The organism is Burkholderia sp. SRS-W-2-2016 (assembly GCF_001931485.1).
GTDB lineage: Bacteria > Pseudomonadota > Gammaproteobacteria > Burkholderiales > Burkholderiaceae > Paraburkholderia.
In genome coordinates this window covers 83,306-109,965 of record NZ_MSDV01000026.1, presented here as the reverse complement: position 1 = coordinate 109,965, position 26,660 = coordinate 83,306, and the positions used below count along the sequence as shown (strand labels likewise).

The window sequence follows — 26,660 nt, the reverse complement described above, 5'->3', positions numbered from 1 at the left end:
GATTTGCCCACGGCCGCCCGCATGGATGCGAGAGTGGCGCCCGCGCCGCGCGGTAGTCGGATTGCCGGCGGCAACAACGTTCAGCGGCAGCAGAGGCAACCACCGGCGTGGCGCATCCCATAGCTGCCTGCGCCTTCGTCGGAAGTCGAAGAGACGCCGGCGAGACTCGCGGCTTTCGTATTCACATGGCGTGAAGCCTGACGGCCGCAGGCCGGACAGCACAGCTCGCTATCGCGCTCGGCGATCATGCGTCGTGCCTCGAATAGACCGCAGCTTGGGCATTCGTAGTCGTAGATGGGCATGGTTTAATAGAAATCGTCTGACAGATACCTGAATCACCTCGGCCGCTCGAACGCGGCGAACCGCATTATCTTCAATCATCACAGTGAAGGAGAGACCTTATGCCCTACGTTGAGCGAACCCAACGAGGTTCGCTTGTCGATGCGCTCTGGCGCGTCGCGCTTCGCGTCGGCTTTCAACTGGCTCGCGCCTGGTGGCACGTTCGGCGACCCGACCATGAGGGCGCGCTGGTCACCATCTACGTCGACGGGGCGTTGTTGCTGGTGAAGACATCGTACCGCGCCGAGTGGGGGCTTCCCGGTGGAAGTATCCACGCCGGTGAGACGCCTGTCGTGGCGGCGCAGCGGGAAATGGAAGAGGAAATCGGTCTGCCGGCTTATCCGCTGATAGCGGCGGGCAGCGTCAGCGGTTTCTGGGACGGAAGAAGAGACCGCGTGCATTTCTTCGAACTGCATCTCGATAGCCTGCCCGAATTGCGGCTCGATAATCGCGAGATTGTCGCCGCGTATCTGGCGTCGCCGGAGGAGTTGCGCAGTTTCTCGCTGACTGCGGCGGTCGCTGCGCATCTGGGTAAAGACACGCGTGTTCGAGCGGATACGTAGAAGTTAATGACAACACCTTGAGCGGTATTAACGGCCACACCGTATTACCGATATTTCAGCGTGGAGAGCGTGCATCCACACACGTTCCTGAACGTTTCGAGCCCGGCGGGTAATTTCGCGGTGACTCCCGTCTTCTACTTCGCCCCGTCCTGAAGCTTCTGCACGAGCGCGTCGGCAATCTGCTGGGCGCTCGTTCTGATCGCCGTCTTTTCATCGCGCCCCGACAGCACGACCTTCGCGGCGATCACGTATGGATTGAGCTTGATCACCGCGCCCGGCATATTCCGGCTCGCGCCCGTATCGACGCTTTCATAGAGCGGCGGCAAATCCGGCGCCGCGAGGCTATCGCAGGACACCGCGACCTGAAACTGGCTCTGGCCCGCGCCCATGCCGACCATCGCGCGACGCACGCGGTTGCCTTCGTCGACACTGAGAAACACGCCCCGCACCTGCCAGCCGCTGTGGGGCAGCGGCTCGCCCGGCATGACGCGGCGCGCGTCGACGCCGGCCTTCTTCAGATCGTCGGTCAGCGATTGCGCCATCAGTTCGACGACTTCTTGCGCCCGTACCTGCGGATCGTGCTGCTGGCGCACGGGCCCTTCTGGCAACAGATGACCGACGATGCCGCGCGCACGGTTGGCCGGCCCGCTGTCGGTGGTGACGTTGGCGGCGTCGAGATCGAAATTGGCCACGTAGACGACTGTAGAAGCGAGCGCCGGCGCGCCAGCGGTCGATGCATCCGCCGCCAGACAGGCGCGTGAGCCGGCGCACACAGATATCGCCAGACCGAGCATTCGCATCCATCGGGACATCATCGCGCACCTCCGCGCCGTTTTTTACTTCTTGTGCGGTACCGTCACGCGCCGGAGAGACGAAAGCGCGGTCGCCATAGCGTTAAAGCCTAGTACAACGGTGCGGGAACGAAAGCGACATTGCGGCGGCTGCGCGAGGCCGGTACGTGACCAACCCCGCTCAGTCGATCGAACCACCCGCGCAACCACCGCAAGAACGCGCCTTGCCGAGCCGCAGCCGCCCGGCGCTCACGCTCACCTCGGCACCGCATTCGCACCGGCACACCCACAAACCGTTGCCGGCGTAGCGGTCGGTGGTCAGCTGGCCGAACACTTCGCCGCCGCGCAGCGCGGTCGAGCCGGGCCGGGAGCGCCACACGCGACGCTGCTCGCGGCAGCCGCAATCGCGCATCTGGCCGCGCTCCACCGCATCGAGCCCGGCGGTCAGTTGGACGCCGCATTTGCAGCGCCAGAGCCACAGGTTCGCGCCGCGATATTGAAGCGCGACGAGGTCGCCGAAACCCCGCCCGGCGACATCGCGACGGGGCGGGAACGGCCAGGGAGGCGGCAACGGGGAGGGATTGCGGGGTTTCACGAACGGTAAATGGGAATCGGCAGCCGATTCTCAAGCATACCCTGCCTTCGATTCCCGGCGCTTCGGCGCTTTCCCGATCCCGCCCGCTCGCTGGATCCGTCGCCTGGTCAGCGATTGATTTCCTCGAGCCGCAGCCCGTTCGTCTTCGGACCGAACGCACCGATCGAGATCATCACGATCACCATGCACGCGGTAATACCGGTGAATACACCCGGAACGCCGAAGTCGCGCAGCAGGAACGCGATGATGAAGCCCGACATCATCGCGCCGGCGCGGCTGGCCGAATACACGATCCCATTCGCGCGGCAGCGTACCGCGGTCGGAAAAAGCTCCGACTGGTAAGTGTGATAGCACACCGAAATGGTTTGGCCCGCGAGGCTGATCAGCACGCCAAGCACGATCAACGGGCCGACGGTTTTCATCTGCCCGAACAGCAGGCCGAACACGATCACCGCGAGCGCCGCGCCGACGATCAGCCATTTGCGTTGCACCCGGTCCGCGTACAGCATCGCGAGCAACGGGCCGGCCGGCAGCGCGATCGCGATGACCGACGAATACAGCAGACTTTTGGTGACCGTAATGCCTTGCCCGATCAGCAGCGTCGGCACCCAGTTCGCGAAACCGTAATAGCCGATCGCCTGGCAGAAGTTGAAAACGATCAGCATGATCAGACGCGCACGGTAGGGCGGCTGCAGCAATTCGGCCAGCGACGCGCGTCGATGGACCGGCTGCTCGACTGTTTCCGCGGGTGCGGGCAGCGGCCGGCCCAACTGCTCGAGCGCCTTCGCCTCCATTTTCTCGACGATCCGTTCGGCCTTCTGCTCGCGGCCGTGCGAGGCGAGCCAACGCGGACTCTCGGGCACGATGCGCCGGATGATCCACACCAGCAGCGCGCCGAGCGAGCCGAGCAGCACCACCCAGCGCCACCCGTCGATGCCGAACAGCGTGGTCGGCACCAGCCAGTAGGACAGGATCGCCGCAACCGGCGCGGCGGCGAACATCACCATCTGGTTGAACGCCATCGCGCGGCCGCGCATATGCTGCGGGACGATTTCGGTGACGTAACTGTCGATCGTGACGATCTCGATCCCCACGCCGATGCCGGTAATGAAGCGCCACAGAATCAGGCTTTCCGGCGTGCTCTGGAAGGCCATGATCGCGGAGCCGACCGAGTACCAGAGCAGCGAATAGGTGAATACCGCGCGACGCCCGAAGCGGTCGGGCAGCCAACCGAAACAGAACGTCCCGACGAAAAGACCGGCGAAAGTCGCGGCGATAAAGCCCGCAATCCCGTGAAAGCCGAAGAACGCCGTGGTGGTGGTTTTCAGCAGGCCGCTTTTGGCCATGCCCGGTGCGATATAGCCGGTAAAGATCAGGTCGTAGACTTCGAAGAAGCCGCCGAGCGAGATCAGCAATACCAATAGCCACATATAACCGGTGGCCGGCAAGCGGTCCATGCGCGCCGACAGCATCGCCGCGCTCCGTGATCCGGTGCGGGTACCGGCTGCCGCGAGCGGCGCAATTTCCGTGGTGATCACACGTTGCATCAATGTCTCCTGGATGTCTCCCGCGGCGGTTTTATTGTCTGCGGTGCGCGTCGGGATGCGTTTTTGTCGATCGTCAGGCCGCGGCCCGGCCTGTCAGACGGGCGAGAATTTCCTGCGTGTGTTCGCCGACCCGCGCCAATGCCTGACGCACGCCGGGCCGCCGTCCGCCCATCAACAACGGCAGCAGCACGACTTCGGTGGGACCGTCTTCGGTGTCCATCGGCACGAGGCCGCCGCTTGCCTTCAGGTGCGGATCGTCGAGCAACTGGTCGGGGCGCACGATCGGCGCGTACGGAATGCCGGCCGCTTCGAGCTTCGCTGACAGTTCGTCGGCGCGGTGATGTTTGAGGATGTCGGCGAGACGCGCGAGCAGTTCCGGCCGCACCGCGACGCGCAGCGCGTTGCTCGCGAATTGCGGTTCCGCCGCGAGATCCGCTCGCTCCAGCACGTCGCACAACGTGATGAACTGCTTGTCGCTGACCGCGCCGATAAAAAGCTGTTCGTCGCCGGCAAGGGTGAACACGTCGTAGACGCTCCAGGCCGACACGCGCGACGGCATCGGCGGCGGCGGTTCCTTCGTCATCGCGTACTGCTGCATGTGCTGACTGCTCAGGAATACGCAGTTTTCGAAAAGCGCGCTTTGCACTTCCTGGCCGCGCCCGGTCGAATCGCGTTCGCGCAATGCCGCGAGTACGCCGATCGCGCCGAACATTCCGCCCATGATGTCGTTGACCGAAGTGCCCGCGCGCAGCGGCCGGCCCGCGGGTCCGGTCATATACGACAGGCCGCCCATCATCTGCACGACTTCGTCGAGCGCGAGGCGCTTTTCGTAGGGGCCCGGCAGAAAGCCTTTGTGCGACACGTAGATCAGCCGCGGATATTTCCTCGATAGCGTTGCATAGTCGAGGCCGAGTTTCGTCATCAGGCCGGGCCGGAAGTTCTCCAGCATCACGTCGCATTGACCGATCAGTTCGACCGCGGCGGCGAGGCCGTCCGGCGTATTGATGTCGAGCACCACGCTCTTCTTGTTGCGGTTGAACGAGCGGAAAAAGCCGATGCCCAGACCCGGCAGTGTGCGGGTCTTGTCGCCGCCGGGCGGTTCGATCTTGATGACTTCCGCGCCGAGGTCGGCGAGGATCATCCCGCAGGTCGGGCCCATGACCATGTGCGTGAATTCGATCACGCGCACGCCGGCGAGAGGAAGCGGATTGGGAGTGTTCATGATGGTCTCGGTCAGGCGTTCTGTGTTGCGCTCGGGAAGGGCGTGAAGGTCTTCGGCAAACCCGCACGCCACAACGCGCCGTGCAGTGTTTCGTTGGACAGCCAGCCGGCGACTTTCGCGCGCAGGCGCAGCAGGCGCGCAATATCGATGCCGGTCGCAATGCCCATATCGGCGAGCATGAACGCGAGGTCTTCGCTCGCGGCATTGCCGCTCGCGCCCGGCGCATGCGGGCAGCCGCCGATGCCGGCGAGCGTCGCGTCGAAGCGCGTCACGCCGGTTTCGAGCGCCGCATAGACATTGGCGAGCGCGAGACCGCGCGTGTCGTGGAAGTGGCCGCACCAGAAGCGCTCGCCGGCAAGCGCGCGGGCCTTGCCGAACAGCTCGCGCACGGCCGCGGGTCCGGCGTAGCCGACCGTATCGGCGATGCTCACGTAATCGGCGCCCGCGTCGAGCAGCCCCTGCATACAGCGCAGTACTTCGGTTTGCTCGACCGCGCCCTGGAGCGTGCAGCCGAACGCGGTGCCGATCCCGCCTTCGATCAGCGTCGTCGAGCCGGCGGCATCGCGTGCCGCGCGGATGCGGGCGACTTCGGCGATGACTTCATCGGGCGTTTTGCGCAGATTCGCGACGCTATGCGCGTGGCTCGCGGAAAGCGGCACCAGCATCAGATCGGCTTGCGATTCGATTGCGCGTTCGGCGCCTTTCAGATTGGGCACGAGTACCGACACGCGCAGTCCGGGCAGTGTCTTTGCGTAGGCGACCACCTCGGCGGTGTCCGCGAGTTGCGGCAGAAGTCTGGCGGGAACATACGAGCCGACTTCGATCTCGCGTTGGCCGGCCGCATACGCATCGGCGATCCATTCGATTTTGCGTTCGGTCGCGAGGATGCTCTGAATGCTTTGCAGGCCGTCGCGCAAACCCACTTCGCGAATGACGACGCTGGTCGGGAAAGAGGGCATGGAGTCTCCTGAATACTGCCGGTCGTGTGCGCCGGCGATAGGGCCACTCTAGGCTTTCCGCAAAAGACATAAAGAGGTATTTTGGAACCGTTAAGATTCCGAAATGGAAAGTCAGAGCGCCCAGAGGCACCGATGAGAGACATTGATCTGAAAACGCTGAGGCTGTTCGTCGCCGTCTGCGAGTTCCGCAACATGGGCCGCGCGGCCGACGAAGAACATATCGAGCCGTCGGCGATCAGCAAGCGGATCGGTCAGCTGGAAACCGACCTCGGCGTGCCGTTGCTCACGCGCTCGCGCCGCGGCGTGCAGCCGACCGCCGCGGGTCTGTCGCTGCTGGAACACGCGCGCAACGTGCTATTTACGATGGACCGGATCGCGAGCGATGTCGCCGCATTCGGCAGCGGCGTGAAGGGCCGCGTCAGCATTTGCGCGACGGCCTCCGCGATTGCCGAAGTGCTGCTGGACGATATCGCCGCGTTCATGCGCGAGCCGGATAACCAGAACATTCGCGTCGATGTCGAAGAGCGGCTGTCGATCGATCTGGTTCGACAACTGCGCGAAGGGGCGGCGTCGGTCGGGGTCTGCTGGGACGGCGCGGATCTGGAAGGTCTGCAGCATGTGCCGTATCGGCAGGACCGGCTCGCGCTCGCGGTTTATCCCGGCCATCCGCTCGCGAAGATGAAATCGCTGCGCTTCGAGCAGACGCTTGCTCACGATCACGTCGGTATGCCGCCGTCGACCGCGGTACACGCGATGCTGCAGCGGGCGGCCGCCAAAGCGGGGCGCACGGTTTCCTATCGGGTGATCGTGTCGAACTTCGACGCCGCGTTTCGGGTCGTCGCCGCGAAGCTTGGGATCAGCGTCGTGCCGCTGGAGGTCGGCGAAACCTACAAACGGATCTTCGACATCGTGACGATTCCGCTGACGGACCCGTGGGCGCGGCGGCGCTTCGTCGTGTGTTTCAGGGAGCTGGAAGCGTTGCAGCCGGCCGCGCGGCGGATGGTCGATCACCTGGCCAGCCGGGCGTCGTTAGACGCTGACTGAGCGCGGCATCAGTTCCGACACGCGCCACCAGCGGCTGCGCGGCGTGCCGGCCAGCCGCAGCAGCAACGGCGCCTCGGCGACCAGACACTCGACCGGAAAGCAGCGCGCGCCGTGCGATGTGAGCCACAGCATGCGGTCGATTCCATCGGCGACGGACACATACGGTTCGGTCGTCGTGCCGACGAACGAAGACGCGTTGATCGAGCGCGCAATCGAGCGCGGACGAACCCGGCAGCGAACTTCGGCCAGCGGAAGAGGGGCGGTTTGATCACTAAGCAAATCGCCGCCGCTCAACGCCGGCCTGTTTGCGATCCGTGCCGGCATTGCATGCAGCGTGACGTCGCCTGTGTCTTCGGCGGCGGTCCAGTTGCGCCATAGTCCGAGTACCGCATCGCGCCGGACCTCGACGATCGCGCGTTCCTCGTGCCCGCGTTTGGTGGAATCCACGCTCAGCAACACATCGCCGCGATCGGTCGCCACCTTGAACAACGCCACGGTGCCGGCGAGGGCCGAATCAGAAGGTCCAATGTAGGTTTGCACGGTAATCCCGGTCTGCGGATAACGATTCGAATCGCCTGCGGGTCGTTGGCGGTCGGCGAGGGCGCCCGGCACGATGTCGCGCGTGTCGGGCGTGGTCCATTCAGTTGCGATTGCGCTTCCGGACGCACGCAGCGCAGCACGGAATCGCCTCGTTATTTGATTACACGCGCGGTTGCGGCGCTAGAAAGATTGCGACGTGTCGGTGGAACGCAATCCCCGTCGCCCGGCGCCTGTCGCGACCGTCAGATATCGATGATCGGCCGCAGCAACGCCTGTCCTTCGTACAGGTAGCGCAAATGCCGGTCGCGGATATCGGCGAGCGACAGCGACGACACCTGCGTGGTAATGGTCAGACTCGCGCGCATCTCGCCGGCGCGGTTGGTCAGCGGCACGCCGAGAATGCGCATCCCCACTTCGTATTCCTGATCGAGCTCCGCATACCCCTGGAGGCGGATCTGTTCGACGACCGCCTTGATTTCATCGACGGAAGTGCGCGTGAACGGCGTCAGCGCCTTGCGCTCGACCCGCGCCAGATACGCGTCCACCTGCGCGTCGGGCAGCGACGCGAGCCACAGGCGGCCGCTGCCGGTGCAGTACATCGGCAGCCGGTAGCCCTGGCGGATCGACAACGACGACACGTTCGCGATCCGGCTGCGCACGATATGCACGACTTCGTCGCCGTCGTGCACCGCCACCGACACATGCTCGCGCGTTTCGGCCGCGACCTTTTCGACGATCGGCCGCAGCATCCGCGGCAGCCGCGCGGAGTCCACGTAAGCCTGACCGAGGCGCAGCGTCCGCGCGGTGAGCCAGTACTTGCGGCTGTCGGTCTGCGCGTAGCCGTCATGCACGAGCGTGAGCAGAAAGCGCCGCGCGGCGCTGTGCGTGAGACCGGCCAGGCGCGCGACATCGGCGACGCTCAGGCGCGGCATGTCCTCGGTAAAGAGCTGGATGATCGCCAGACCCTTCTGCAAACCGACGATCAGATCGCGCTCGTGAATGACCGGTGAAGCCATGATTTAGCCTGCAAAGCGTAAAAGGAGTGCGATTATCGCACTGCAATTGCGCTAATTGGTCGATTGTCCCGATCGCGGCGTTGCCCGCGAGCGGGCCGGGTCGCAACATGAGTGCCGTTCGCAACAACCGTCCGGTGCCATTCATGATTAGCGGTACGACCGAGCTGTTGGCCATCGTTGGTTCTCCGATTGCGCAGGTGAAATCCCCGGAGAACTTCAATGCGTGGTTCGCTCGCCATAACAAAAACGCGTCGATGATTCCGATCGATCTCGACCGCGATTCGCTCGACGACTTCGTCGACACGCTGCGCGCATGGCGCAATCTGCGCGGCTGCGTGGTCACCGTGCCGTACAAACACGAGATTGCGAAGCACCTCGACGCGCTCAGCGAACGGGCGCGCTCGCTTGCCTGCGTGAACGTGATCCGCCGCGAAGCCGACGGCACGCTGGTTGGCGACATGGTCGACGGCGACGGCTTTATCAACGCGGCACGGCGCAACGGCTTCGAAGCGGGCGGCAAGCGTGTGCTGATCGTCGGCGCGGGCGGCGCCGGTAGCGCGATTGCGTGGTCGCTGTGCGAGCAGGGCGTCGCCAGCCTGACGCTCGCCGATCTCGACGCCGCGCGCGCGCAACGACTGGCCGCGCTGCTCGCCGCGCGCTTCCCGGCGGTGACGACGCGCTTGCAGTTCGATTCGCTCGAAGCGTTCGATCTGGTCGTCAACGCGTCGCCGGCCGGAATGACCGGCAACGACGCGCTGCCGGTCGCGGAAGAAAAATTCGCGACGCTGCGCGCCGGCACGCTGGTCGCGGATGTCGTGACGACCCCTGAAATCACGCGCTTTCTGGCGCTCGCTCATCGCGCCGGCTGCCGGATTCAGACCGGCGCCGAGATGGCGATGGGCCAGTTCGGCTACCTCGGCGCATTCATGAATATCACGCCGCTTGCCGCGTAATCGACCGCGGCCGCCCGCGCTCACCTATGCGTTGGGCGGCGCGTGGCCGCTGCATTCACTCGAACATCAAACATCAAACAGGAGACCCCAGATGGACATCGATGGAAAAATCCCGGCGCCATCCAGCCAGCAAACGAGGCGCGCGACCGCGAGCGGCTGGATCGGATCGGTGCTCGAATACTACGACTTCTTCATCTACGCGCAGGCCGCGTCGATGGTGTTCCCGCAACTGTTCTTCCCGCATGGCAACCCGAAACTCGCGATCGTCGCGTCGCTCGCGACCTACGGCGTGGGCTACGTCGCGCGGCCGATCGGCGGCTTCGTGCTCGGGCGCCGCGGCGACACGCACGGACGCAAGCATCTGCTGTTGCTGTGCATGTTCCTGATGGGCGTGTCGACGTTCGCGGTCGGCCTGCTGCCGACCTATCAGCAGATCGGCATCGCCGCGCCGATCGCGCTGGTCGTGCTGCGTCTGATCCAGGGCTTCGCGGTGGCCGGGGAAATCTCCGGCGCCAGTTCGATGATTCTCGAACAGGCGCCGTTCGGGAGACGCGGCTATTACGCGAGCTTCGCGTTGCAAGGCACCCAGGCGGGCCAGATTTTCGCGGCGGCGATCTTCATGCCGCTCGCGTACTGGCTGCCGGCCGATGCGTTCGCCGCGTGGGGCTGGCGCATTCCGTTCCTGCTCAGCGCGTTCGTGCTGGTGGCCGGCTATGTGATCCGCCGCAATGTTCAGGAGTCGCGAGCTTTTATCGACGTAGGCGCGCAGCATGCGGTTCCCGAGTCGCCGATCCGGGTCGCGTTTCGCGAAAGCTGGCGTGACATCGTGCGTATCGCGGTGATGGCGTCGGCCGCGGTGATCGCGATGGTCGCGACGATTTTCGGCGCGGCGTACGCGGTGCAGCCGGCTTACGGGATCGGCTTTCACCCGAACACGTATCTGGTGATCCCGCTGGTCGGCAACATCGTCGCGGTGATCGTGATTCCGTTCGTTGGCCGCCTGTCCGACCGGATTGGACGGCGGATTCCGGTGGTCGTTGGGTCGCTGGGCGCGGGCTTGCTGTCGTATGTCTATCTGTATGCGATCAGCGCGGGCAACGCCCCGCTCGCGATCGTCACGTCGGTGCTGATGTGGGGCATCGTCTATCAGGGCTTCAACGCGGTGTTTCCGAGCTTTATGCCTGAGCTGTTTCCGACCCGTACCCGCGTGTCGGCGATGTCGATCGGGCAGAACGTCGGGATGGCGTTGACCGCGTTGCTGCCGTCGCTGTTTGCCGCGATCGCGCCGCCGGGTACGCAGAACATTCCGCTGTTGATCGGCACCGTCACGCTGGTGATCACCGCGGTCGCGGCGCTCGCCGCGTGGACCGCGCGGGAGACCTACCGGACGCCGTTGCACGAACTGGGTGAGCGTGGGGCGGGGCGCCGCGCGAGCGCCGGTATTGCGCGTGCCGATGCTGTCGAGGCGCGCTGACGAAGAGACGCTGCGAGTCACGGTGGCCTGATTCGCGTAGGCGGGCGCACGGCGGAGGATCACGGACAACCCGTGACTTCGCGGTGCGCCCGTCGTCGTTTGTTGCACTTTTCACCACACGGTTCAAATAGTTGTTCGTTATCTCAATATTTAATTACAATGAGAACGATTCTCATATGCATTCTCAATAAATCCATCACATCAACCAACAAGAAGACCACACGTTCATGTCTGTCCGCGACCCGCTGCCGGCTTCCTGCCAACCCACCGCCGTTTCCTCCGCCGTCCATCGCCTGCTGATGATTCTCGTCGCGAGCGCCATCACGCAGACGTTCGCGTACGCGCAAACTGCATCGCAGGCCAGCCCGGCTGCGGCTTCGGCCGCCGCGCCCGCCGCAGCCGCCGCGCCCGCGACCACCGGCGAAACCGGCGCTGAATCGGTGCAATCGGCCCAATCGGCCCAACCGTCCGTTCTGCCCACCGTCTCGGTCAAGGCGACCAGCCTGCCCGGCGAATTGCCCGCACCGTACGCGGGCGGCCAGATCGCGACCGGCGGCGGCCTCGGCGTGCTCGGCACCGGCAAGGTGATGGACCAACCGTTCAGCACGACGAACTACACCGAGCAGGCGATCCGCGACGTGCAGGCGCGCACACTCGCCGATATCGTCGTCAACAACGCGTCGGTGCGGACCGAGCAGAGCGGCGGCAGCTTCGGCGACGTGTTCCAGATTCGCGGCTTCGCGGTGCAGGCGACCGACGTCGCGCTCAACGGTCTGTACGGGATGGTGTCGGCGAGCCGGATGCCGGTCAATCTGCTGGAGCGGGTCGAAGTGCTGCAAGGTCCCGGCTCGCTAATGTACGGGATGGGGCCGTCGGGCAGCATCGGCGGGGCGATCAACATCGTCACGAAACGCGCCGATGACGAGCCGCTGACCCGCATCACCGCGCTGTATCAGTCGAAGGCGCAATTCGGCGCGCAGGCCGACGTGGGCCGGCGTTTCGGCGCGGACGGGCAGTGGGGCATCCGTGTCAACGGTCAGTACATGGACGGCCAGACGGGCATCACGCACGGCAACCAGAGCCAGGGCAACGGCGCGGTCGCGCTGGATTACCGCGGCACGAAGCTGCGCTGGTCGTTCGACGCGTACAACATCTCGGAGAACACCGACGAGTTCCGCCCGCAGATCGGTCTGGGCGAATCGACGTCGGTGCCGGCCCCGCCGTCCGGCTACACCAACTTCTATCCGGGCACGAAGCTGAGGCTGCGCGACTCGGCGGTCACGACGCGGCTCGAATACGACATCGACCGGCATTTCACCGTGTACGCGGCGGCGGGCCAGCACTACGGCACCTCCGAGCAGAACTTCCCGTACGCGTTCGGGATGACCCCGGCGGGCGACTTCTCGGTCTACAACGGCTACTACGACGCGTATAACCGCACCAAAACGATCGACGCCGGCATACGTTCGCACTTCGAAACGTTCGGGATCCGTCACACGCTGGTCGCGGGCCTGACCACGTTGAACGAGGAGCAGGGTTATTTCTACGCGCTGTCGGACAGCTACGCGGCGTCCAATCTCTACAATCCGTCGCCGCTGCCGGTGATGACGGTGAGCCGCGACGACCCGCAGCGCTCCAACCATACGCGCCTGAACAGCCAGCAGCTGATCGATACGATGTCGCTGCTGAACGACCGCCTGCTGCTGACCGGCGGTTTTCGCCGCCAGACCATCGGCGTAGACAACTACGATCCGGCCTCCGGCGCGCAGATGAGCTCGTACTCGAAGCAGGCGATCACGCCGGTCGCCGGTATCGTGGTCAAGCCGCTGTCGAACGTGTCGGTGTACGGCAATTTCACCTCCGGCCTGTCGGACGGCGGGACCGCGCCGGAGGGCACCGCCAACGCGGGTCAGGCGTTCGCGCCGTACAAGTCGAACCAGTATGAAGCCGGCGTAAAGGCGGACTGGGGCCGGGTGATGACGACGGTGTCGGTGTTCCAGATCTCGCGGCCGAACGGCGTGACGAACACGGCGACGAACATCTACAGCCTCGACGGCAGCTCGAAAGTGCGCGGCCTCGAACTGGCCGCGTACGGTGAACCGATCCGGCATCTGCGGCTGATGGCGAGCGCGACCTTCTACGATGCGAAGCTCGAAGGCACCGCTGGCGGCGCGACCGACGGCAACGAGCCGGTGGGTATCCCGCACTACGCGTTCAATCTCGGCGCGGACTACGACCTGCCGTGGGTCCAGGGCCTCGCGGTAAACGGCCGGATCATTCACACCGGCGCGCAGTACTACAACACGACCAACACGCTGCGGCTGCCCGCGTGGACGCGCTATGACGTCGGCGTGCGCTACGGCACGAAGGTCCTCGGCAAGGACGTGGTGTTGCGCGCGAACGTCGAGAATCTGTTCGGCAGCCGGTACTGGCTCCAGCAGGAAACCTATCTGACGACCGCCGCGCCGCGCACCGTATTGCTGTCCGCGCAATTCGATTTTTAAGCGTCATTTACGCGGGCGGGCGCTGCCGGTATCATCAGGTATCATCAGTTTTGATACTTCTTATTTGTGATGAAACTCCTTGATACCCCGGCGCCCGACCCGTGGCATTTCGCTCGACCGGAGCTTGCCGAAGCCTATCTGCAGGCTTTCAGCCTGAAGCTGTCGTCGGCGCGCGGGCTGTTCGCGCGGCGGCGCATGGGCAAGACCGAGTTTCTGCGCCGCGACCTGTTGCCGGCGGCGCTCGAGCACGGCTACCTCGTCGCCTACACGAACCTGTGGGACAACCGCTCGTCGCCGGACGTCGCGTTGATCGCCGCACTGACCGACGCGCTCGCGCCGCAAGGCGTGAAGGCGGTGCTGACGAAACTCGGCAAGCCGGTGCGCAAGATCAAGGCGAGCGCCAAGGTGGCGGGCGCGGAGGGTTCGCTGGAGGCGGAACTCGGCGCGGCCGACGCGGACCGCGCGGGCGCGCTGCGAGAAGTGCTGCGCCAGCTCGACCGGCAGAAAAAGCCGCTGCTGCTGGTGATCGACGAGGCGCAGGTGCTGGCGCGCGCGGAGCACGGCGATTTCGCGCATGCGCTGCGGGCCGCGCTCGACATCCGCAAGGAGCGCATCAAGGTGATTTTCGCGGGCAGTTCGGAGACGACGCTGCGCGAGATGTTCGCGCGGGCGTCCGAACCGTTCTACAACTGGGCCGCACTGGAACCGTTCCCGCTGCTCGGCGACGAGTTCGTCGCGTTCACGATCAAGCTGATGAACAGCATGGCGCGTCAGCGGCTGACGCTCGCGCAGGGCCGGCTCGCGTTCGACGAACTGCATCGCACGCCGGAATTTTTCAAGCGTTTTGTCGAGCGTTACATGCTCTACCAGCCGCAGGGCGACGCCGCCGCACTGGCTCATACCAAAGCGTCGGTATTCTCCGACGACCATTTTCTGCGGCAATGGAGTGAGCTGAACCGCGCGGACCAGGCGGTGATCACGATGCTCGCGCGTGGCGAAACGGATCTGCACGGCACCGCGAGCCTCGGCAAGCTGGCCGCGGCAACCGGTAAGTCCGCGACCAAAAACACCGCCGCCCACGCGCTGCGGCGACTGCAAGCGCAGAACTTCGTCACGCGTCTCGGCATGGGCGATTACCGGATCGAAGACGAGGCGTTCGCGGAATGGGTGCGGCGCCGCAAGGAAACGTCTTAGCCGGACGCGTCAATCCTCGAACGGGTTGCCGCTGCTTTTCACTTCGGTACTCAGGTTGTATTCGGCGCGTACGGCTTTCATCACGTCCGCGATGGCGCGGTCGAAGCCGATCGCATTGCCGAAGTTCGTCATATTCCAGTTGCATCCGGTCTTGTCCGGCTCCTGCAATTGCGGCCGCGGCACCCGGATTTTCACGCCATCCTCGACGATTTCCTGCAAGCGATGGATCCGCCGATTGACTTCCTGTTGCAGTTGCGACGCATTGAGCGTTTTGCGGATCATGCGGGCCTCCTTCCATTTGATCGACGCAGTCTAACGCAACGAGGGGGTGCGCAAACCGGCTTGCGGGCGCGTTCCGGGCTGGTATTGGGACCATCCGGAATAAGGGTTTTCAGCAAAAATCAGAAAACCGCCTGTTTTAAGGGCTTATCTTCTTGCATAGCTAAACAACCGTTGCTACGCTACCGGTCAGCTTAAGACGGCGCAGTAACGCGCGGCGTCGTGTGCCGTCTTAAGCGGATCTCTCAACCGCAAAGAGGATTTCGATGGCAACGAAGACCGCAACCGCTGCAGCCAAAAAGGCTGCGACGAAGACCGCAGAGAAGAAACCCGCAGCGAAGAAGGCTGCGCCGGCGAAAAGTGCCGCCGCCAGCGCGACGCTGAAGCCTTTGAAAGAACAGTTCACGAAGGCGTCGCTGGCGACTCATGTCGCCACGCAAGCCGGCGTCGAACCGAAGCAGGCCAAGGCCGTGCTGGCCGCTCTCGAAAGCACGATCCTCGGTGCCGTCCATAAGAAAGGGGCGGGCGAGTTCACGCTGTCGGGTCTGCTGAAGATCGGCGTTCAGCAGGTGCCGGCGAAGAAGAAGCGTTTCGGCAAGGATCCGTTCACCGGCGAAGAACGCTGGTTCGATGCGAAGCCCGCAACGGTCCGTCTGAAGGTTCGTCCGCTAAAGAAACTGAAAGACGCGGCAGCCTGATAAAAGTACTGCGTTCGATAAAAGCCCGCCTTCCGGCGGGCTTTTGTGTATTTGTCCGCGACTAATGCAATTCGGGGTGTTGTATTCGCCGTGCAATGTGGCATAGTGCGGCCCACCATTTTATGCAAAGGAAACATATGGCAACGCTGGCCTCCATTCAGGCGAAGATCGCAAAACTCCAGGCCCAGAAAGCAGCATTGGCGGCGAAAGATTCCGCGCAGGTGATCGGGAAAATACGTAGTCTGATGGAGCAGCATGCGCTGACCATTGCCGATATCGAAGCATCGGTGGGCAAGCGTCGTGGCCGCAAACCGGCTGCGAGTGCGCCGGTGCAAGAGGTCGCGGCGGCGAAGTACGTCGACCCGAAGACGGGCGCGACGTGGTCGGGCCGCGGCCGCGCGCCGGCATGGATTGCCGCCGCGAAGGATCGCAGCAAGTTCCTGGTAGCGGGCGCGACGGAGAAGCCGGCAGCGGTTGCGCCGAAAGCGCCGAAGGCCGCAAAGGCAGCACCGAAAGCGGCGAAGACGGCAAAGGCCGTGCGCGCGCCGCAGCCTGCGATGTATCAGGATCCCAAAACGGGCGCGACGTGGAGCGGTCGTGGCCGCGCACCGGCGTGGATCGCCGGCGCGAAGGATCGCACGAAGTTTCTGATCGGCGCGGCGACGAAGCCGGTAAGTATTCGAAAGGCGAGCGGCGCTAAAGCGGCCGTGGCGAGCCCGGCAGCCGCGAAGAAAGTCGCGGAGAAGAACGCTACGGCGAACAAGCCGGCGGCTAAGAAAGTGTCCGCGAAAAAGGCTGCCGCACCGGTGCGAAACAGCACGCCGAAGACGGTCGACGCCGCCAAATCGCCGGTGGCCCGCAAGCCGCGCGCGGCGAAGGCCGCAGTGAAGTCGACGGCTCCGGTCGAAGCGGTGGCGGCGCAAGCGGCGCCCGAGGTCGTGACTACGGCTGTCGACGCATAAGCATCGAGTAACGAGCAACGAGCAACGGGCTGCGAGAGTTTTTCGCAGCCCGTTTCTGTTTGGTGCTGTCGCGGCCCGATGTTTCAGGCTCGATGTTTCAGGCCCGATGTCTCAGGCCATTTCTCCGAGCGTCCCGAAGAAGCCTGCAACACGTGACAGCAGCCGCGCAAGCGGACGAACGCACCGGCTGACTAGCGACGTCCGCTGCGGCCCCATACATAGCGGACCCACCGCTGCCACCTGCTTTGTGGCACCGCGCGCGAATGGTGGTCGGCTTGCGTCGCGCGATCGCGCTCGACGCTCTTTTGCACCTGCTCGTGAATCTGCCGCAACGTCATGCCGCCGGGACCTTTCAGTTTGTCGGCATCGTCATCGTCATTGGAGTCGGGATGGTCTGTCATGAAAGTCGCTCATTGCGGGTGAGACGGCTCGATCTTGATACGGATAGGCGGTCGCGGCAAGCATGCGGAAAACCGCTGGCACGCTGACTTCGAATCCGCGGGACTGGCACAATCGAGGCGATCTTCTTGCCGCTCAGGAATCCTCATGTCAGATGCCGCTCAGTCCACCCGCCGAATCAGTCCGCTGTTCGCGCTGTCGCCGTTTCTGCGCCCTTACGCCGGACGCTGGGCGCTCGCGTTCCTCGCGCTGGTGACGTCGGCGGGCGCGACTCTCGCGTTGCCGGTCACGTTCCGCTATCTGATCGACCGGGGTTTTGCCGGCGCTAACCGCGAACACATCGACCGCTATTTCCTCGCGCTGCTGGCCGTTTCTCTGATACTGGCCGGGGCCACCGCGCTGCGTTTCTATCTGGTGTCGTGGCTCGGCGAGCGGGTCACCGCCGATTTGCGCAAGGCGGTCTACGACCATGTACTGCGGATGAGTCCGCAATTCTTCGAGACCACGCAAAGCGGCGAGGTACTGTCGCGACTCACCACGGACACCACGTTGATCCAGACCGTGGTGGGCACCAGCCTGTCGTTGGGCTTGCGCAACTTCTTTCTGCTGACCGGCGGCCTCGCGATGCTGGCGATCACGAGCCCCGTGTTGTGCGGCTACATCATGGCCACGCTCGTCGTGGTGGTCGTGCCGATCGTCGTATTCGGGCGGCGCGTGCGGCGCCTTTCGCGCGCGAGTCAGGACAAGGTGGCGAGCGCGAGCGCACTGGCGGGCGAAGTGCTCAATGCGATGCCGACCGTGCAATCGTATACACAGGAGCCGCGCGAGGCGCGGCGCTTCGCCGGCATGGTCGAAGCGGCGTTCGACACGGCGCTCACCCGCATCCGGGCACGCGCGTACCTGACCGCGGCGGTCATCGTGCTGGTGTTCGCGGCGATCGTTTTCGTGCTGTGGCTAGGCGCGCAGGCGGTACTGGCCGGGCGCATGACCGCTGGCCAGCTGTCGCAGTTCATTCTGTATGCGGTGGTCACCGCGGGCGCGGTGGGTGCGGTCGCGGAAGTGTGGGGCGATCTGCAGCGCGCGGCCGGCGCCACCGAACGACTGCTGCAACTACTGGCCGCGCGTTCGCCGGTCGAGCAGGAAGACGCCGCCGTGCAGTTGCCGGCGCGCGGTGACGGGATCCGCTTCGAGAACGTCAGCTTTGCGTATCCGTCGCGCCCGGGCAGCGCCGCGCTCGCCGGCTTTTCGCTCGATGTCCGTCCGGGCGAGCACGTCGCGCTGGTCGGACCTTCAGGCGCCGGCAAGACCACGCTGTTCCAGCTGCTGCTGCGCTTTTACGATCCGCAGGGCGGCAACATCCTGATCAACGGCGTGCCGACCCGGCAGGTGCCGCTCGCGCAATTGCGCCGCGATATCGGCGTGGTGTTGCAGGAGTCGGTGATTTTTTCCGGCAGCGTGCTCGACAATATCCGCTACGGCGTGCCCGATGCGACGCTCGCCGAAGTGCAGCGGGCCGCGGAAATGGCCGCCGCCGCGGGCTTTATCGATGAATTGCCGGAGCGCTACGACACGTTTCTCGGCGAGCGCGGCGTGCGGCTTTCCGGTGGACAGCGTCAGCGCATCGCGATTGCCCGCGCGATCCTGAAGAATCCGCCGATCCTGCTGCTCGACGAGGCCACCAGTGCGCTCGATGCCGCCAGCGAACGACTGGTGCAACTGGCGCTCGATAACGCCGCGCAAAATCGCACCACGCTGGTCATCGCGCACCGGCTCGCCACTGTGCAACAAGCCGATCGTATCGTCGTGCTGGACCACGGCCGCATCGTCGCGCAGGGCCGTCATTCGGAATTGCTGCACAGCTCGCCGCTGTATGCGCAGCTTGCCGCGCTGCAGTTCGGAGAAATGCAGGGGCCCGCGACGCCGCGCGATGCGGTGCGCGATCAGGTCAACCCGGCGTGAGCGCACGCCCGTTCAATATGGCCGCAGTCGTATAGAAGGCATTCGGCTCGCCCATCTTGTTCTCGTGACGGGCTCGTCCTACTCTGAGCTCGAAGGATAGCCGGGCCGTTCGACGCCCGGGCTGTCCGCTCCTTCCGTCGACAATCCGTTGCCGCTGGCGCGCATCGGTGTACTTATCGGAGATCACATGCACGAGCACATGACCGCTACTTTCGTCGTTGGAACGAGAGAAATTGCCCAGGGTTATTCCGCTGTGGAAGTGCGGACATCCGCACGCTCGGCGTTGCCGGCATTCGGCGACGGTGCGTTGGTGGATACGATGCGAACGGGCTCCAACGGCGTGGTCAGGACCTATCCGCTGTGCCGCTCATCGACGCGGAGCGATGTCTACGTAATAGGTATGAGGACCGGCGGCGGGCGGGGCGGCGAGCGGCACTCCATTGAATTCACGCTGAAGGACGGCGACGAGATTCTGGTCGGAAAGCCCCGCATCACGCCGGTGACGCTCGACGCCGGCGCCCGCTATATTCTGCTCGGCGGCGGAATAGGGATCGCGGCTATCGCAGGCGTAGCGCGCAAGCTCGCTGCGAGCGGCATCGCCTTCGAGTTGCACAACTTCGCCCGCACGCCGGAACGAGCGGTATTTCGCGCCGAGCTGGACGGCGTGCGAGAACATGGGCGGGTCTATCACCATGTTGGATTGTCGGCCGAAGAGATCGCGCAAACGGTTGCGCACGCGCTCGCCCCGACGCACGCAAACTCGCAGGTTTACTGCAGCGGTCCGCCCGCGTTCATGGACCTTATCCGTCGACGCGCGATAGAGTGGGTCTACCCGGAAAACGTGCACCAGATCTTGCTGGGCGACAGGGCTCGTGCATCGAGTCCGGACAGTGGTCAGGTTTTCGCTTAAACCGTCATATAGCGCGCCATTCGCATGCATTAACTCGTTCCGTATTCCTCTATACTTCTGCGGCGAAAAGAACCCGGGATACGCCGCCTCCGCGCTTCGTGCATTACCGGTCACCGCCAGCGCATCCGGCCAGCGATCGACAACCTCGAGCCGGTAAGTATTGCTTCCTTTACCGACCATTCTCTCCCGGGGCAAGAAGTGTTGATATTGCTGTATCAGCTGTTGATCGTTGCAACGTTGGGTGGCGTACGACTCATCGCGCCAAAGCAACTCACGACAGCCAGCCTGATCTGGACCGCACTGACGATTTTCAATCTGTTCTGGCCTCCGCTGATCGCGCTGCAACTGATTGTGATCTGGACCGCCTATGCGATTTTCAAACCGGGCGAGTCCGCGTCGAAACAGAAGGTACAGCCGTCGTCGACACCTACCGGTCCTACCACTCCTGCCGCGCCGGTAAAGTCCGCCGCCGCGCAACCGGATAAGCAAGCCAGATCTGCGTCTGCCCCGGCCGCCATGCCGGGCAAGTCCATCTTCACGCCGGAGACAATCGATCCGGCGGTGTCGGTTCGGCCCGCACCGCCGCAGCCGACTGCCGGGCTGGTCGACCAGTTCGCCGAGTTCATCGAAACCGAGGAGGCGGCACAGCGGGCAGCATCGCCGCTGACTCAGGCGTGCGGCATCGAGCAGCTGTATATCAAGTACTCGTTGCAATGTGCTTCACGGCATCTGCAGCTGGAGCGCGAATTAGCGTCGCGCGGCGAGGAATTCAGGCAGCAGTATCGGCAAAACTACGACCGGGTTCTCGGTGTACTGAAAGAGCACAACGGTGAGCGCGAGGTAGAGGAGCCGGCATCGCCGTTTGTTTGCATCAGTCTCGCTCAACGCCCGACCGATCCGAAGCCATCGATCGATGCCGTCATTCAGCGCAAAGTGAATTCGGCTATCGATCAATATGCGCAGTTTCTCGCGGAACTTGTACTCACGCTGAAACAGCCCGGCCTGAAGGCGATCTTCGAAAAGGAAATGATCGACGGCGGGTATCGCGAGATCCTGAAGCGCGTTCAACGCTTCGAGGCCGGAGTTGATTGGCTCGGCCTTGGGACCCCCGACGAGGGCGACGCTTCTGCGCCGCTCACCGTGCCGCCGGTGCCGTCCAGTAGCTTCTGGGCCAGGCAGATGGACGCCGCGTCGGTCGCGCGTGCTGCCAATGCTGTTGCCGATGCCGGCGATCCGGTCGCGCTGGTGGAAAGCGAGCCGCCGCCCGCAGGCGCCGTGGCCGACAGTACTTCGCCTCACACAATCGAAGAACTGGCCGGCGTGCTGAACATCCCGATGCTCGCGCATTTCACGCGTGCTTCTAATTTGGAGTCGATCCTGACGCACGGTTTGTGTTCGGTCGCCAAAGCCGCCGAAATCGGCATTACGCCGAATATCAACGATGAACAGCGCCTGGACGGCCGGCGAGCCGGCGTGTCGCTTTCGATCGGGTTTCCGAACCACAGAATGTTCTTCAAGTACCGGCAAATGAACCCTGAAGAACGCTGGGTCGTGCTCGGTATTAATTCCGCCGTGCTGTGGAAGAAGAACTGCGGGTTCTGTCAACGCAATGCGGCGGACCATCGAATCAGGGCGCTTCCGCTAGCGAGCCTGACGGGCGTCGCTGCATTTCGCCGGATGTTCGATCAGCTCGACGATCTGCCGAGCCGCGCCGAGCAAAACCTGCAAGCTTTCGATCCGACCGATCCGCAAGCGGAAGTACTGGTGTTCGACGTGATCGAGCCGCAATACATTGAGGCGATCGCATTCGACAGCGATGAATTGAAGAATGCATTTTCCGCGTCTCTCGGCGGCCGTTATGCCGAAGTGTTCGGCGCCGAGACCGGACCGTTCGCGTCGCGCGGCTACTACCGTAAAGGACGAAACTGATTTGATCGCGCAGCGACCCGTTTACATACCGATTAGCGAAGGACCGCTACTGGTTCGCACGGTAGAAATCCAGTTCGAATGGTTTGCGGGACTCGCCGTTTCGCAAAAGCAGCGTTCCATCGACGCGCTGCATGCCGCTGCGCAGCCGCGCGTGGGGAGCGGGCAAATACTCGAAATCTCGACTAAATCCCGGCAGGCGGCGGGTATCGCGTCGAGCGCGTTCAACCTGATGCTGCGAATGCCGGTATCCGGGCGCGCGACCAGCGTCGAGAGTGCTTTTCAAGGCAGCAAGGTGTTCGAGAATGGCGGCCCGTATTCGGATATTCTCGCGATGTCGTCGGTCGACGCGAAACGGGATCAGCGAATCAAGAATTCCGGGCGGCTCACCGGCTTCCGCTTCATGAACGAAGACTGGCCGCTGGAACCGCGCACGGCCTTCTACGACTGGCTGTTCATCAGCGCGTTGTTGCAGAACCCGGCCTTGGCCCACCAGTTACGCGGCTATTGCGCGTTCACCGACATCGAATTCAATCCCGCTCGTTCGATCAATTGCCAGGCTTATTCGGCCGCGCTATTCGTCGCGCTCAGCGCGCGCGGAAAACTCGCTTCGTCCGCGCTGGACCAGGCGACGTTTCTCGCTCTGCTCGCGGATTACTCGCAGGTCGACCGTGACGCCGATGCGGGGCAGGCGTCGCTGTTCTGATCAGAGGTCTTCAGCGGGTGGCAAGCCGCTGTCACGAATCCACCGCTTTGAATAGCCGGTTTTTTTCGAGCGTCGCCGCGTCGAGGGTCTTTTCGGCATCGTCGGCAGGCGGCGCGGCGTCTTCCAGCGCGCGCCCGGTATAGCGGCTGCGCGGCCGGATCACCTTGCCGACGCGCAACTGCTCGATGCAATGCGCGAGCAGGCCGACGCTGCGCGCGGTCGCGAACAACGCGAACGACGCTTCGCGCGGCAGTGCCAATTGCGCGGACAACGCCGCTAGCGCAACGTCGATATTCGGCTGCAATCCGGTCAGCTCCACGACCTTGTCGATAAACGCGACGAGTTCCGCAGGGGGATCGAGTACTTCGAGCAACGCGGCCGCGCGCGGATCGCCGTCCGGATACAGATGATGTCCGAACCCCGGAATTGGAATCGCCGACTGCAAATGATGAGCGACGACCTGTTCGACGCCGAGTCGGCCCACATCGTCGAACACGGCCCGCACGCGGCCCGACGCATCGCCATGCAGCGGGCCCGATAGAGTCGCGAGCCCGGTGAGCAGACAGCCCGGCAGCGATGCGCCGGTGGACGCGGTAATTCGCGCGGCGAACGCCGAACTCGTGATCTCGTGGTCGGCGACCAGCACCATCGCCCGGCGGATCAGTTCGGCGCCGGCGCGGTCCTGGCGCCAACCGAGCGCGAGACGTTCATGAGTGGTCGACGCAGTCGCGTCGCGACGCGCGCCGAATGCCTGCGCGATCAGCGCAACGAGCCGGCCGGCTTCGACATGCAGCGCGCTGTCCGTGCGTCCGAGCGTCGAGTGCCCGCTGGCCGCGAGCGCGGCCAGCGACGTGAACGCGCATTGTCTGCCGCGTTCGTCGCCGTGCAGCGGCAGATCGCCGGCGTCGAATGAAATCGGCGCGCGCGCATTCCACAGCAGGGTCGCGACTTCTTCGAGCGTCGCGGTGTCGGCGAGCCGGATACCGTCGCGTCCACGGTAATACGGCCTGCCTTTCGAGAACGTGGTGATGCCGCTATAAATGCACGGCTCGGTGCCGAAGATCATCCCGGCGGCGAGTGCTTCGCGTTTGCGGCCAACCTGTTTTTTGCGGTACAGGCCGGCGACGTCTTCCGCGCGATAAAGACTTTTACGCGGGTCCTGCGGGTCCGGCATCACCGCGATCGCGCCTCGACTCACGTACGCATAGACAGTCTGCGCTTGCACGCCGAGTTGTCGGGCCGCTTCGGTCAGGGTGATCCAGTTTCGCATGGGATGACAGACAGATAAGGCTGCTGCCTGAAGCAGCAGAGAAGTTGTAGTGCGGGTCGCGCGCGAGAGCAAGCGCGACCGGTTCAGCGTCAATAGTGGCGTTTTTTCAGGTAAAAGTCATCTCGGCCGGCCGCCGCTCCAGAATCTCGACGAGGACATCGCCCGGCGAGCGCACGAAGCAGGCTCCGACACCGGCGCGAACCTGCTTGATCGGCTCGACGATTTCCGCGTCACAGCGCAGCAGATGTTCGAACGCCGCGTCGAGATCGTCGACGGTCACGCCGAAATGATCGATACCCTGTCTTTGCTCGCCGGCCGGAAGCCGGCCTGCCGGCGCGTTCGCCCGGTCGGTGATGAAAAGATTGATGCCGCCGATGCGCAGATCGACGCGCCCCGGGCGCCGGACGATTTCGGCATTCAGGCAGCGCGCAAACCATGCGGCGGTCGCTTCGGCATCCGCCGAGCACAGTTGCAGATGATCCCACTTGAATTCAAGCATGCGAGTGTCTCTGGATAGTCGGTAGAAAATGGTCGGTCGAACGCGTCACAGTTCGATGCGGGAAAGTTTTCCCAGCAGCACGGAATAAGAGAGCGCGCCGAGCAGGCAGATTGCGCCCATCAGATTCAGCGCCCAGTAGAAGTGGCCGGTGTGGTGGGTGATATAGCCGATCATCAGCGGCGTGGTGATGCCCGCGAGATTGGCAGCGAGACTGGTCACGCTGCTCGTCAGGCCAACGTATTGGCGCGGCGCGATTTCGGAGACGGCGGCCCACGACATCGAGCCGACACCCTGCGCGAAGAACGCAATGGTCAGAATAGCGATCACCGCCTCGTTCGACTCGACAAAGTTGACCAGCACGATCGACGCGCCGAGCAGCGTGCCGACAATCAGCGGCGCCTTGCGCGCGGTCGAAATCGACACGCCGCGGCGGATAAAGAAATCCGACAGCGATCCCGCCAGCAGAATCCCAACCGTCGCGCCGATAAAAGGCAGTGCCTGGAAGATCCCGACCTTGATCATCGACATATGGCGCGCTTCGATCAGGTAGGTCATGAACCACGTCGTGAAGAACACCAGCAACGTGTTGTTGCAGAACTTGCCGAGACAGATCGCGAGAATCTGCCGGTAGCTGAGCAGCTTCAGCGCCATGCGCCAGTTGAACTTCTCGCGTGGCTTGCGCGCAGCCGTCGTGCCGTCGTTGATGTACTGCAACTCGGCGGCGTTCACGCCAGCGTGCCGATGCGGATCGCGATACACGCGATACCAGACCAGACTGAACAGAATGCCGAAACCGCCGGTCACGAAAAACACCGCGCGCCAGCCGTATGCGGCGGAGATCCACAGCAGCAGGCCGGTAAACAACGGTGTGCCGATGTATTGCCCCATCACGTACACGCTGGTCGCGAAGCCGCGCTCGCGGGCCGGAAACCACAACGTCACCGCGCGCGCATTCGACGGGAAGGCCGGCGCCTCCAGCGCGCCGATCGCGAGCCGCGAGCCGAGCAGCATGTGATAGCCGGTCGCCAGACCCTGCGTGAACGTCGCGAACGACCAGCCGACCAGCGACAGCGCATACGCGATGCGCGAGCCGAGCACGTCGGTCAGCACGCCGCCGGGCACCAGCGCAATCGAGTACGCGAGGCCGAACGCGGCGAACAGTTCGCCCATCTGCATCCGGTCGAGCGACAGTCCTTTCGACAGGCCCGGCGCGACGATGCCGAGCGCCGAGCGGTCCACGTAGTTCAGAATCGTCGCCACCAGCAGCATCGACAGCACCACATACCGCACTCTGGAGCGTTTCGCGGTGTCCGCGTAGGCCGCGCTATGCGGCGGCAACGCTTGTTCCTCTACGACTTTCATCGGTGTCTCCGTAAATTAGCCTGTTGTTTTTTTATTGGCGTAAAAGCAATTTAGCCGCGGCCGACGAACGGCATCGCGCTCGCCATGATCGTCATATTGAGCACGTTCGCTTCGAGCGGCAGACCGGCCATGTGCACGACCGCGTTCGCCACATGCGCGACGTCCATCCGTGCCTCGGGCGCGAGGCGGCCATCCGCTTGCAGCACGCCTTTGTTCATCCGTTCGGTCAGCGAGGTCGCCGCGTTGCCGATATCGATCTGCCCGCACGCGATGTTGAACGCGCGGCCATCGAGCGCGATCGATTTGGTGATGCCGCTGACCGCGTGTTTGGTGGCCGAATAGGCAATCGTATTCGGCCGCGGCGAGTGGGCCGAGATCGAGCCGTTGTTGATGATGCGCCCGCCTTGCGGCGACTGCGCTTTCATCAGCCGATACGCGGCGCGCGCGCACAGGAACACGCCGGTCAGATTGGTCGCGACCACGTCGTTCCAGAACTCGACCTCGTAGTCTTCGAGCGGAACCGCGCCCGCATTGCGGCCCGCGTTGTTGAACAGCACGTCGAGCCGGCCGAAGGTCTCGGCGATGCGCGTGAATGCCTGATCGACCGACGCCGCGTCGGAGACGTCGGCCGGAAACGCTTCGGCCTCGCCGCCGGCGACATTGATCAGTTCTTTGGTTTCCAGCAGCGGTTCGAGCCGGCGGCCGAGCAGCGCGACGGTGAAGCCGGCGTTGGCGAGTGCGACGGCGGCGGCGCGGCCGATACCGGAACCGGCGCCGGTCACAGCGGCAAATTTTTTCGATGCAGGCATTTGACTTCCTCACGACCAGTCAGTTGAACATGGCAAACAGCGTTGCATTCGTGCCGTGCATCGAGCAATCTTGATTGATTGAATCAACATCTGAGAGCCTTGCCGATGGGATTCGCACCAGGGTTTTCCTGAGGCGCACA

At 64.0% G+C, this 26,660-nt stretch carries 26 protein-coding genes; 12 read left to right on the top strand and 14 right to left on the bottom strand.

Features of this window, described 5'->3' with window-relative positions; all coding sequences use genetic code 11:
- Positions 1-80 precede the first annotated feature (80 nt).
- Positions 81-302, bottom strand: a complete 222-nt coding sequence (locus BTH42_RS13195) for a zinc ribbon domain-containing protein (protein ID WP_075299920.1) — start codon at positions 300-302, stop codon at positions 81-83.
- Between the two features lie 99 nt (positions 303-401).
- On the opposite strand from BTH42_RS13195, the gene BTH42_RS13190 reads away from it, so the two are divergent.
- Positions 402-902 carry an NUDIX domain-containing protein gene (locus BTH42_RS13190; RefSeq protein WP_075299918.1) on the top strand — a complete coding sequence of 167 codons (501 nt, stop codon included), beginning with the start codon at positions 402-404 and terminating at the stop codon, positions 900-902.
- Between the two features lie 134 nt (positions 903-1,036).
- Here BTH42_RS13190 and BTH42_RS13185 read toward each other — a convergent pair whose 3' ends face one another.
- The 5 genes from BTH42_RS13185 to BTH42_RS13165 form a co-directional block, all read right to left on the bottom strand.
- Positions 1,037-1,717: a DUF4410 domain-containing protein gene (locus tag BTH42_RS13185; RefSeq protein WP_075299916.1), complete on the bottom strand. Its 681-nt coding sequence runs from the start codon at positions 1,715-1,717 to the stop codon at positions 1,037-1,039.
- Positions 1,718-1,874: 157 nt separating this feature from the next.
- A complete protein-coding gene (locus BTH42_RS13180; RefSeq protein WP_075299914.1) occupies positions 1,875-2,264 on the bottom strand; it encodes a hypothetical protein in 390 nt (129 codons plus the stop codon).
- Between the two features lie 131 nt (positions 2,265-2,395).
- Positions 2,396-3,835: an MFS transporter gene (locus BTH42_RS13175; RefSeq protein WP_075299912.1), complete on the bottom strand. Its 1,440-nt coding sequence runs from the start codon at positions 3,833-3,835 to the stop codon at positions 2,396-2,398.
- Between the two features lie 73 nt (positions 3,836-3,908).
- Positions 3,909-5,057 (bottom strand): CaiB/BaiF CoA-transferase family protein, encoded by a 1,149-nt coding sequence (locus BTH42_RS13170; RefSeq protein WP_075299910.1) that lies wholly within the window; start codon positions 5,055-5,057, stop codon positions 3,909-3,911.
- 11 nt (positions 5,058-5,068) lie between these two features.
- A complete protein-coding gene (locus BTH42_RS13165) occupies positions 5,069-6,016 on the bottom strand; it encodes a hydroxymethylglutaryl-CoA lyase (RefSeq protein ID WP_075299908.1) in 948 nt (315 codons plus the stop codon).
- A gap of 132 nt (positions 6,017-6,148) precedes the next feature.
- Between BTH42_RS13165 and BTH42_RS13160 the strand changes: the two genes are divergently transcribed.
- A complete protein-coding gene (locus BTH42_RS13160; RefSeq protein ID WP_075299906.1) occupies positions 6,149-7,060 on the top strand; it encodes a LysR family transcriptional regulator in 912 nt (303 codons plus the stop codon).
- Here the strand turns inward: BTH42_RS13160 and BTH42_RS13155 are convergent.
- Together BTH42_RS13155 and BTH42_RS13150 are read right to left on the bottom strand one after the other, a co-directional pair.
- A complete protein-coding gene (locus tag BTH42_RS13155) occupies positions 7,046-7,600 on the bottom strand; it encodes a hypothetical protein (RefSeq protein ID WP_143752035.1) in 555 nt (184 codons plus the stop codon). The genes BTH42_RS13160 and BTH42_RS13155 overlap by 15 nt on opposite strands.
- Before the next feature lie 242 nt (positions 7,601-7,842).
- A complete protein-coding gene (locus tag BTH42_RS13150; RefSeq protein ID WP_075299902.1) occupies positions 7,843-8,616 on the bottom strand; it encodes an IclR family transcriptional regulator C-terminal domain-containing protein in 774 nt (257 codons plus the stop codon).
- 107 nt (positions 8,617-8,723) lie between these two features.
- Between BTH42_RS13150 and BTH42_RS13145 the strand changes: the two genes are divergently transcribed.
- From BTH42_RS13145 to BTH42_RS13130, 4 genes are all read left to right on the top strand, one after another.
- A complete protein-coding gene (locus BTH42_RS13145; protein WP_305954790.1) occupies positions 8,724-9,569 on the top strand; it encodes a shikimate dehydrogenase in 846 nt (281 codons plus the stop codon).
- A gap of 91 nt (positions 9,570-9,660) precedes the next feature.
- Entirely contained in the window at positions 9,661-11,043 is a 1,383-nt protein-coding gene (locus BTH42_RS13140) for an MFS transporter (RefSeq protein ID WP_075299900.1), read from the top strand.
- A 227-nt stretch (positions 11,044-11,270) separates the two neighbouring features.
- On the top strand, positions 11,271-13,547 hold the full coding sequence (locus tag BTH42_RS13135; protein ID WP_075299898.1) for a TonB-dependent siderophore receptor: 2,277 nt from the start codon (positions 11,271-11,273) through the stop codon (positions 13,545-13,547).
- Positions 13,548-13,616: 69 nt separating this feature from the next.
- Positions 13,617-14,741, top strand: a complete 1,125-nt coding sequence (locus BTH42_RS13130) for a hypothetical protein (RefSeq protein WP_075299896.1) — start codon at positions 13,617-13,619, stop codon at positions 14,739-14,741.
- 9 nt (positions 14,742-14,750) lie between these two features.
- Here the strand turns inward: BTH42_RS13130 and BTH42_RS13125 are convergent, their stop codons facing one another.
- Positions 14,751-15,023 carry a hypothetical protein gene (locus BTH42_RS13125; protein ID WP_075299894.1) on the bottom strand — a complete coding sequence of 91 codons (273 nt, stop codon included), beginning with the start codon at positions 15,021-15,023 and terminating at the stop codon, positions 14,751-14,753.
- A 263-nt stretch (positions 15,024-15,286) separates the two neighbouring features.
- Between BTH42_RS13125 and BTH42_RS13120 the strand changes: the two genes are divergently transcribed.
- Together BTH42_RS13120 and BTH42_RS13115 are read left to right on the top strand one after the other, a co-directional pair.
- Positions 15,287-15,718, top strand: coding sequence for an HU family DNA-binding protein (locus tag BTH42_RS13120; RefSeq protein WP_075299892.1), 432 nt, complete (start codon positions 15,287-15,289; stop codon positions 15,716-15,718).
- A 137-nt stretch (positions 15,719-15,855) separates the two neighbouring features.
- Positions 15,856-16,680 carry an H-NS family nucleoid-associated regulatory protein gene (locus BTH42_RS13115; RefSeq protein ID WP_075299890.1) on the top strand — a complete coding sequence of 275 codons (825 nt, stop codon included), beginning with the start codon at positions 15,856-15,858 and terminating at the stop codon, positions 16,678-16,680.
- Positions 16,681-16,871: 191 nt separating this feature from the next.
- On the opposite strand, the gene BTH42_RS13110 is transcribed toward BTH42_RS13115, so the two are convergent.
- A complete protein-coding gene (locus BTH42_RS13110; protein ID WP_075299888.1) occupies positions 16,872-17,081 on the bottom strand; it encodes a hypothetical protein in 210 nt (69 codons plus the stop codon).
- A gap of 145 nt (positions 17,082-17,226) precedes the next feature.
- Here BTH42_RS13110 and BTH42_RS13105 point away from each other — a divergent pair, with 145 nt between their 5' ends.
- The 4 genes from BTH42_RS13105 (at position 17,227) to BTH42_RS13090 (ending at position 22,580) form a co-directional block, all read left to right on the top strand.
- Positions 17,227-19,038, top strand: a complete 1,812-nt coding sequence (locus tag BTH42_RS13105; RefSeq protein WP_075299886.1) for an ABC transporter transmembrane domain-containing protein — start codon at positions 17,227-17,229, stop codon at positions 19,036-19,038.
- A 187-nt stretch (positions 19,039-19,225) separates the two neighbouring features.
- Positions 19,226-19,948 carry a hypothetical protein gene (locus BTH42_RS13100; protein ID WP_075299884.1) on the top strand — a complete coding sequence of 241 codons (723 nt, stop codon included), beginning with the start codon at positions 19,226-19,228 and terminating at the stop codon, positions 19,946-19,948.
- Positions 19,949-20,155: 207 nt separating this feature from the next.
- Positions 20,156-21,877 (top strand): DarT ssDNA thymidine ADP-ribosyltransferase family protein, encoded by a 1,722-nt coding sequence (locus BTH42_RS35805; RefSeq protein WP_218642010.1) that lies wholly within the window; start codon positions 20,156-20,158, stop codon positions 21,875-21,877.
- A complete protein-coding gene (locus BTH42_RS13090) occupies positions 21,777-22,580 on the top strand; it encodes a hypothetical protein (protein WP_372237263.1) in 804 nt (267 codons plus the stop codon). The genes BTH42_RS35805 and BTH42_RS13090 overlap by 101 nt, the downstream gene beginning before the upstream one ends.
- A 31-nt stretch (positions 22,581-22,611) precedes the next feature.
- Here BTH42_RS13090 and BTH42_RS13085 read toward each other — a convergent pair whose 3' ends face one another.
- From BTH42_RS13085 to BTH42_RS13070, 4 genes are all read right to left on the bottom strand, one after another.
- Positions 22,612-23,850 carry a citrate synthase gene (locus BTH42_RS13085; RefSeq protein ID WP_075299882.1) on the bottom strand — a complete coding sequence of 413 codons (1,239 nt, stop codon included), beginning with the start codon at positions 23,848-23,850 and terminating at the stop codon, positions 22,612-22,614.
- A 106-nt stretch (positions 23,851-23,956) separates the two neighbouring features.
- Positions 23,957-24,349, bottom strand: a complete 393-nt coding sequence (locus tag BTH42_RS13080; RefSeq protein ID WP_075299880.1) for a VOC family protein — start codon at positions 24,347-24,349, stop codon at positions 23,957-23,959.
- 45 nt (positions 24,350-24,394) lie between these two features.
- A complete protein-coding gene (locus BTH42_RS13075; protein ID WP_075299878.1) occupies positions 24,395-25,711 on the bottom strand; it encodes an MFS transporter in 1,317 nt (438 codons plus the stop codon).
- 50 nt (positions 25,712-25,761) lie between these two features.
- Complete coding sequence (locus tag BTH42_RS13070; protein ID WP_075299876.1) at positions 25,762-26,520, bottom strand: SDR family oxidoreductase; 759 nt, start codon at positions 26,518-26,520, stop codon at positions 25,762-25,764.
- Positions 26,521-26,660 lie beyond the last annotated feature (140 nt).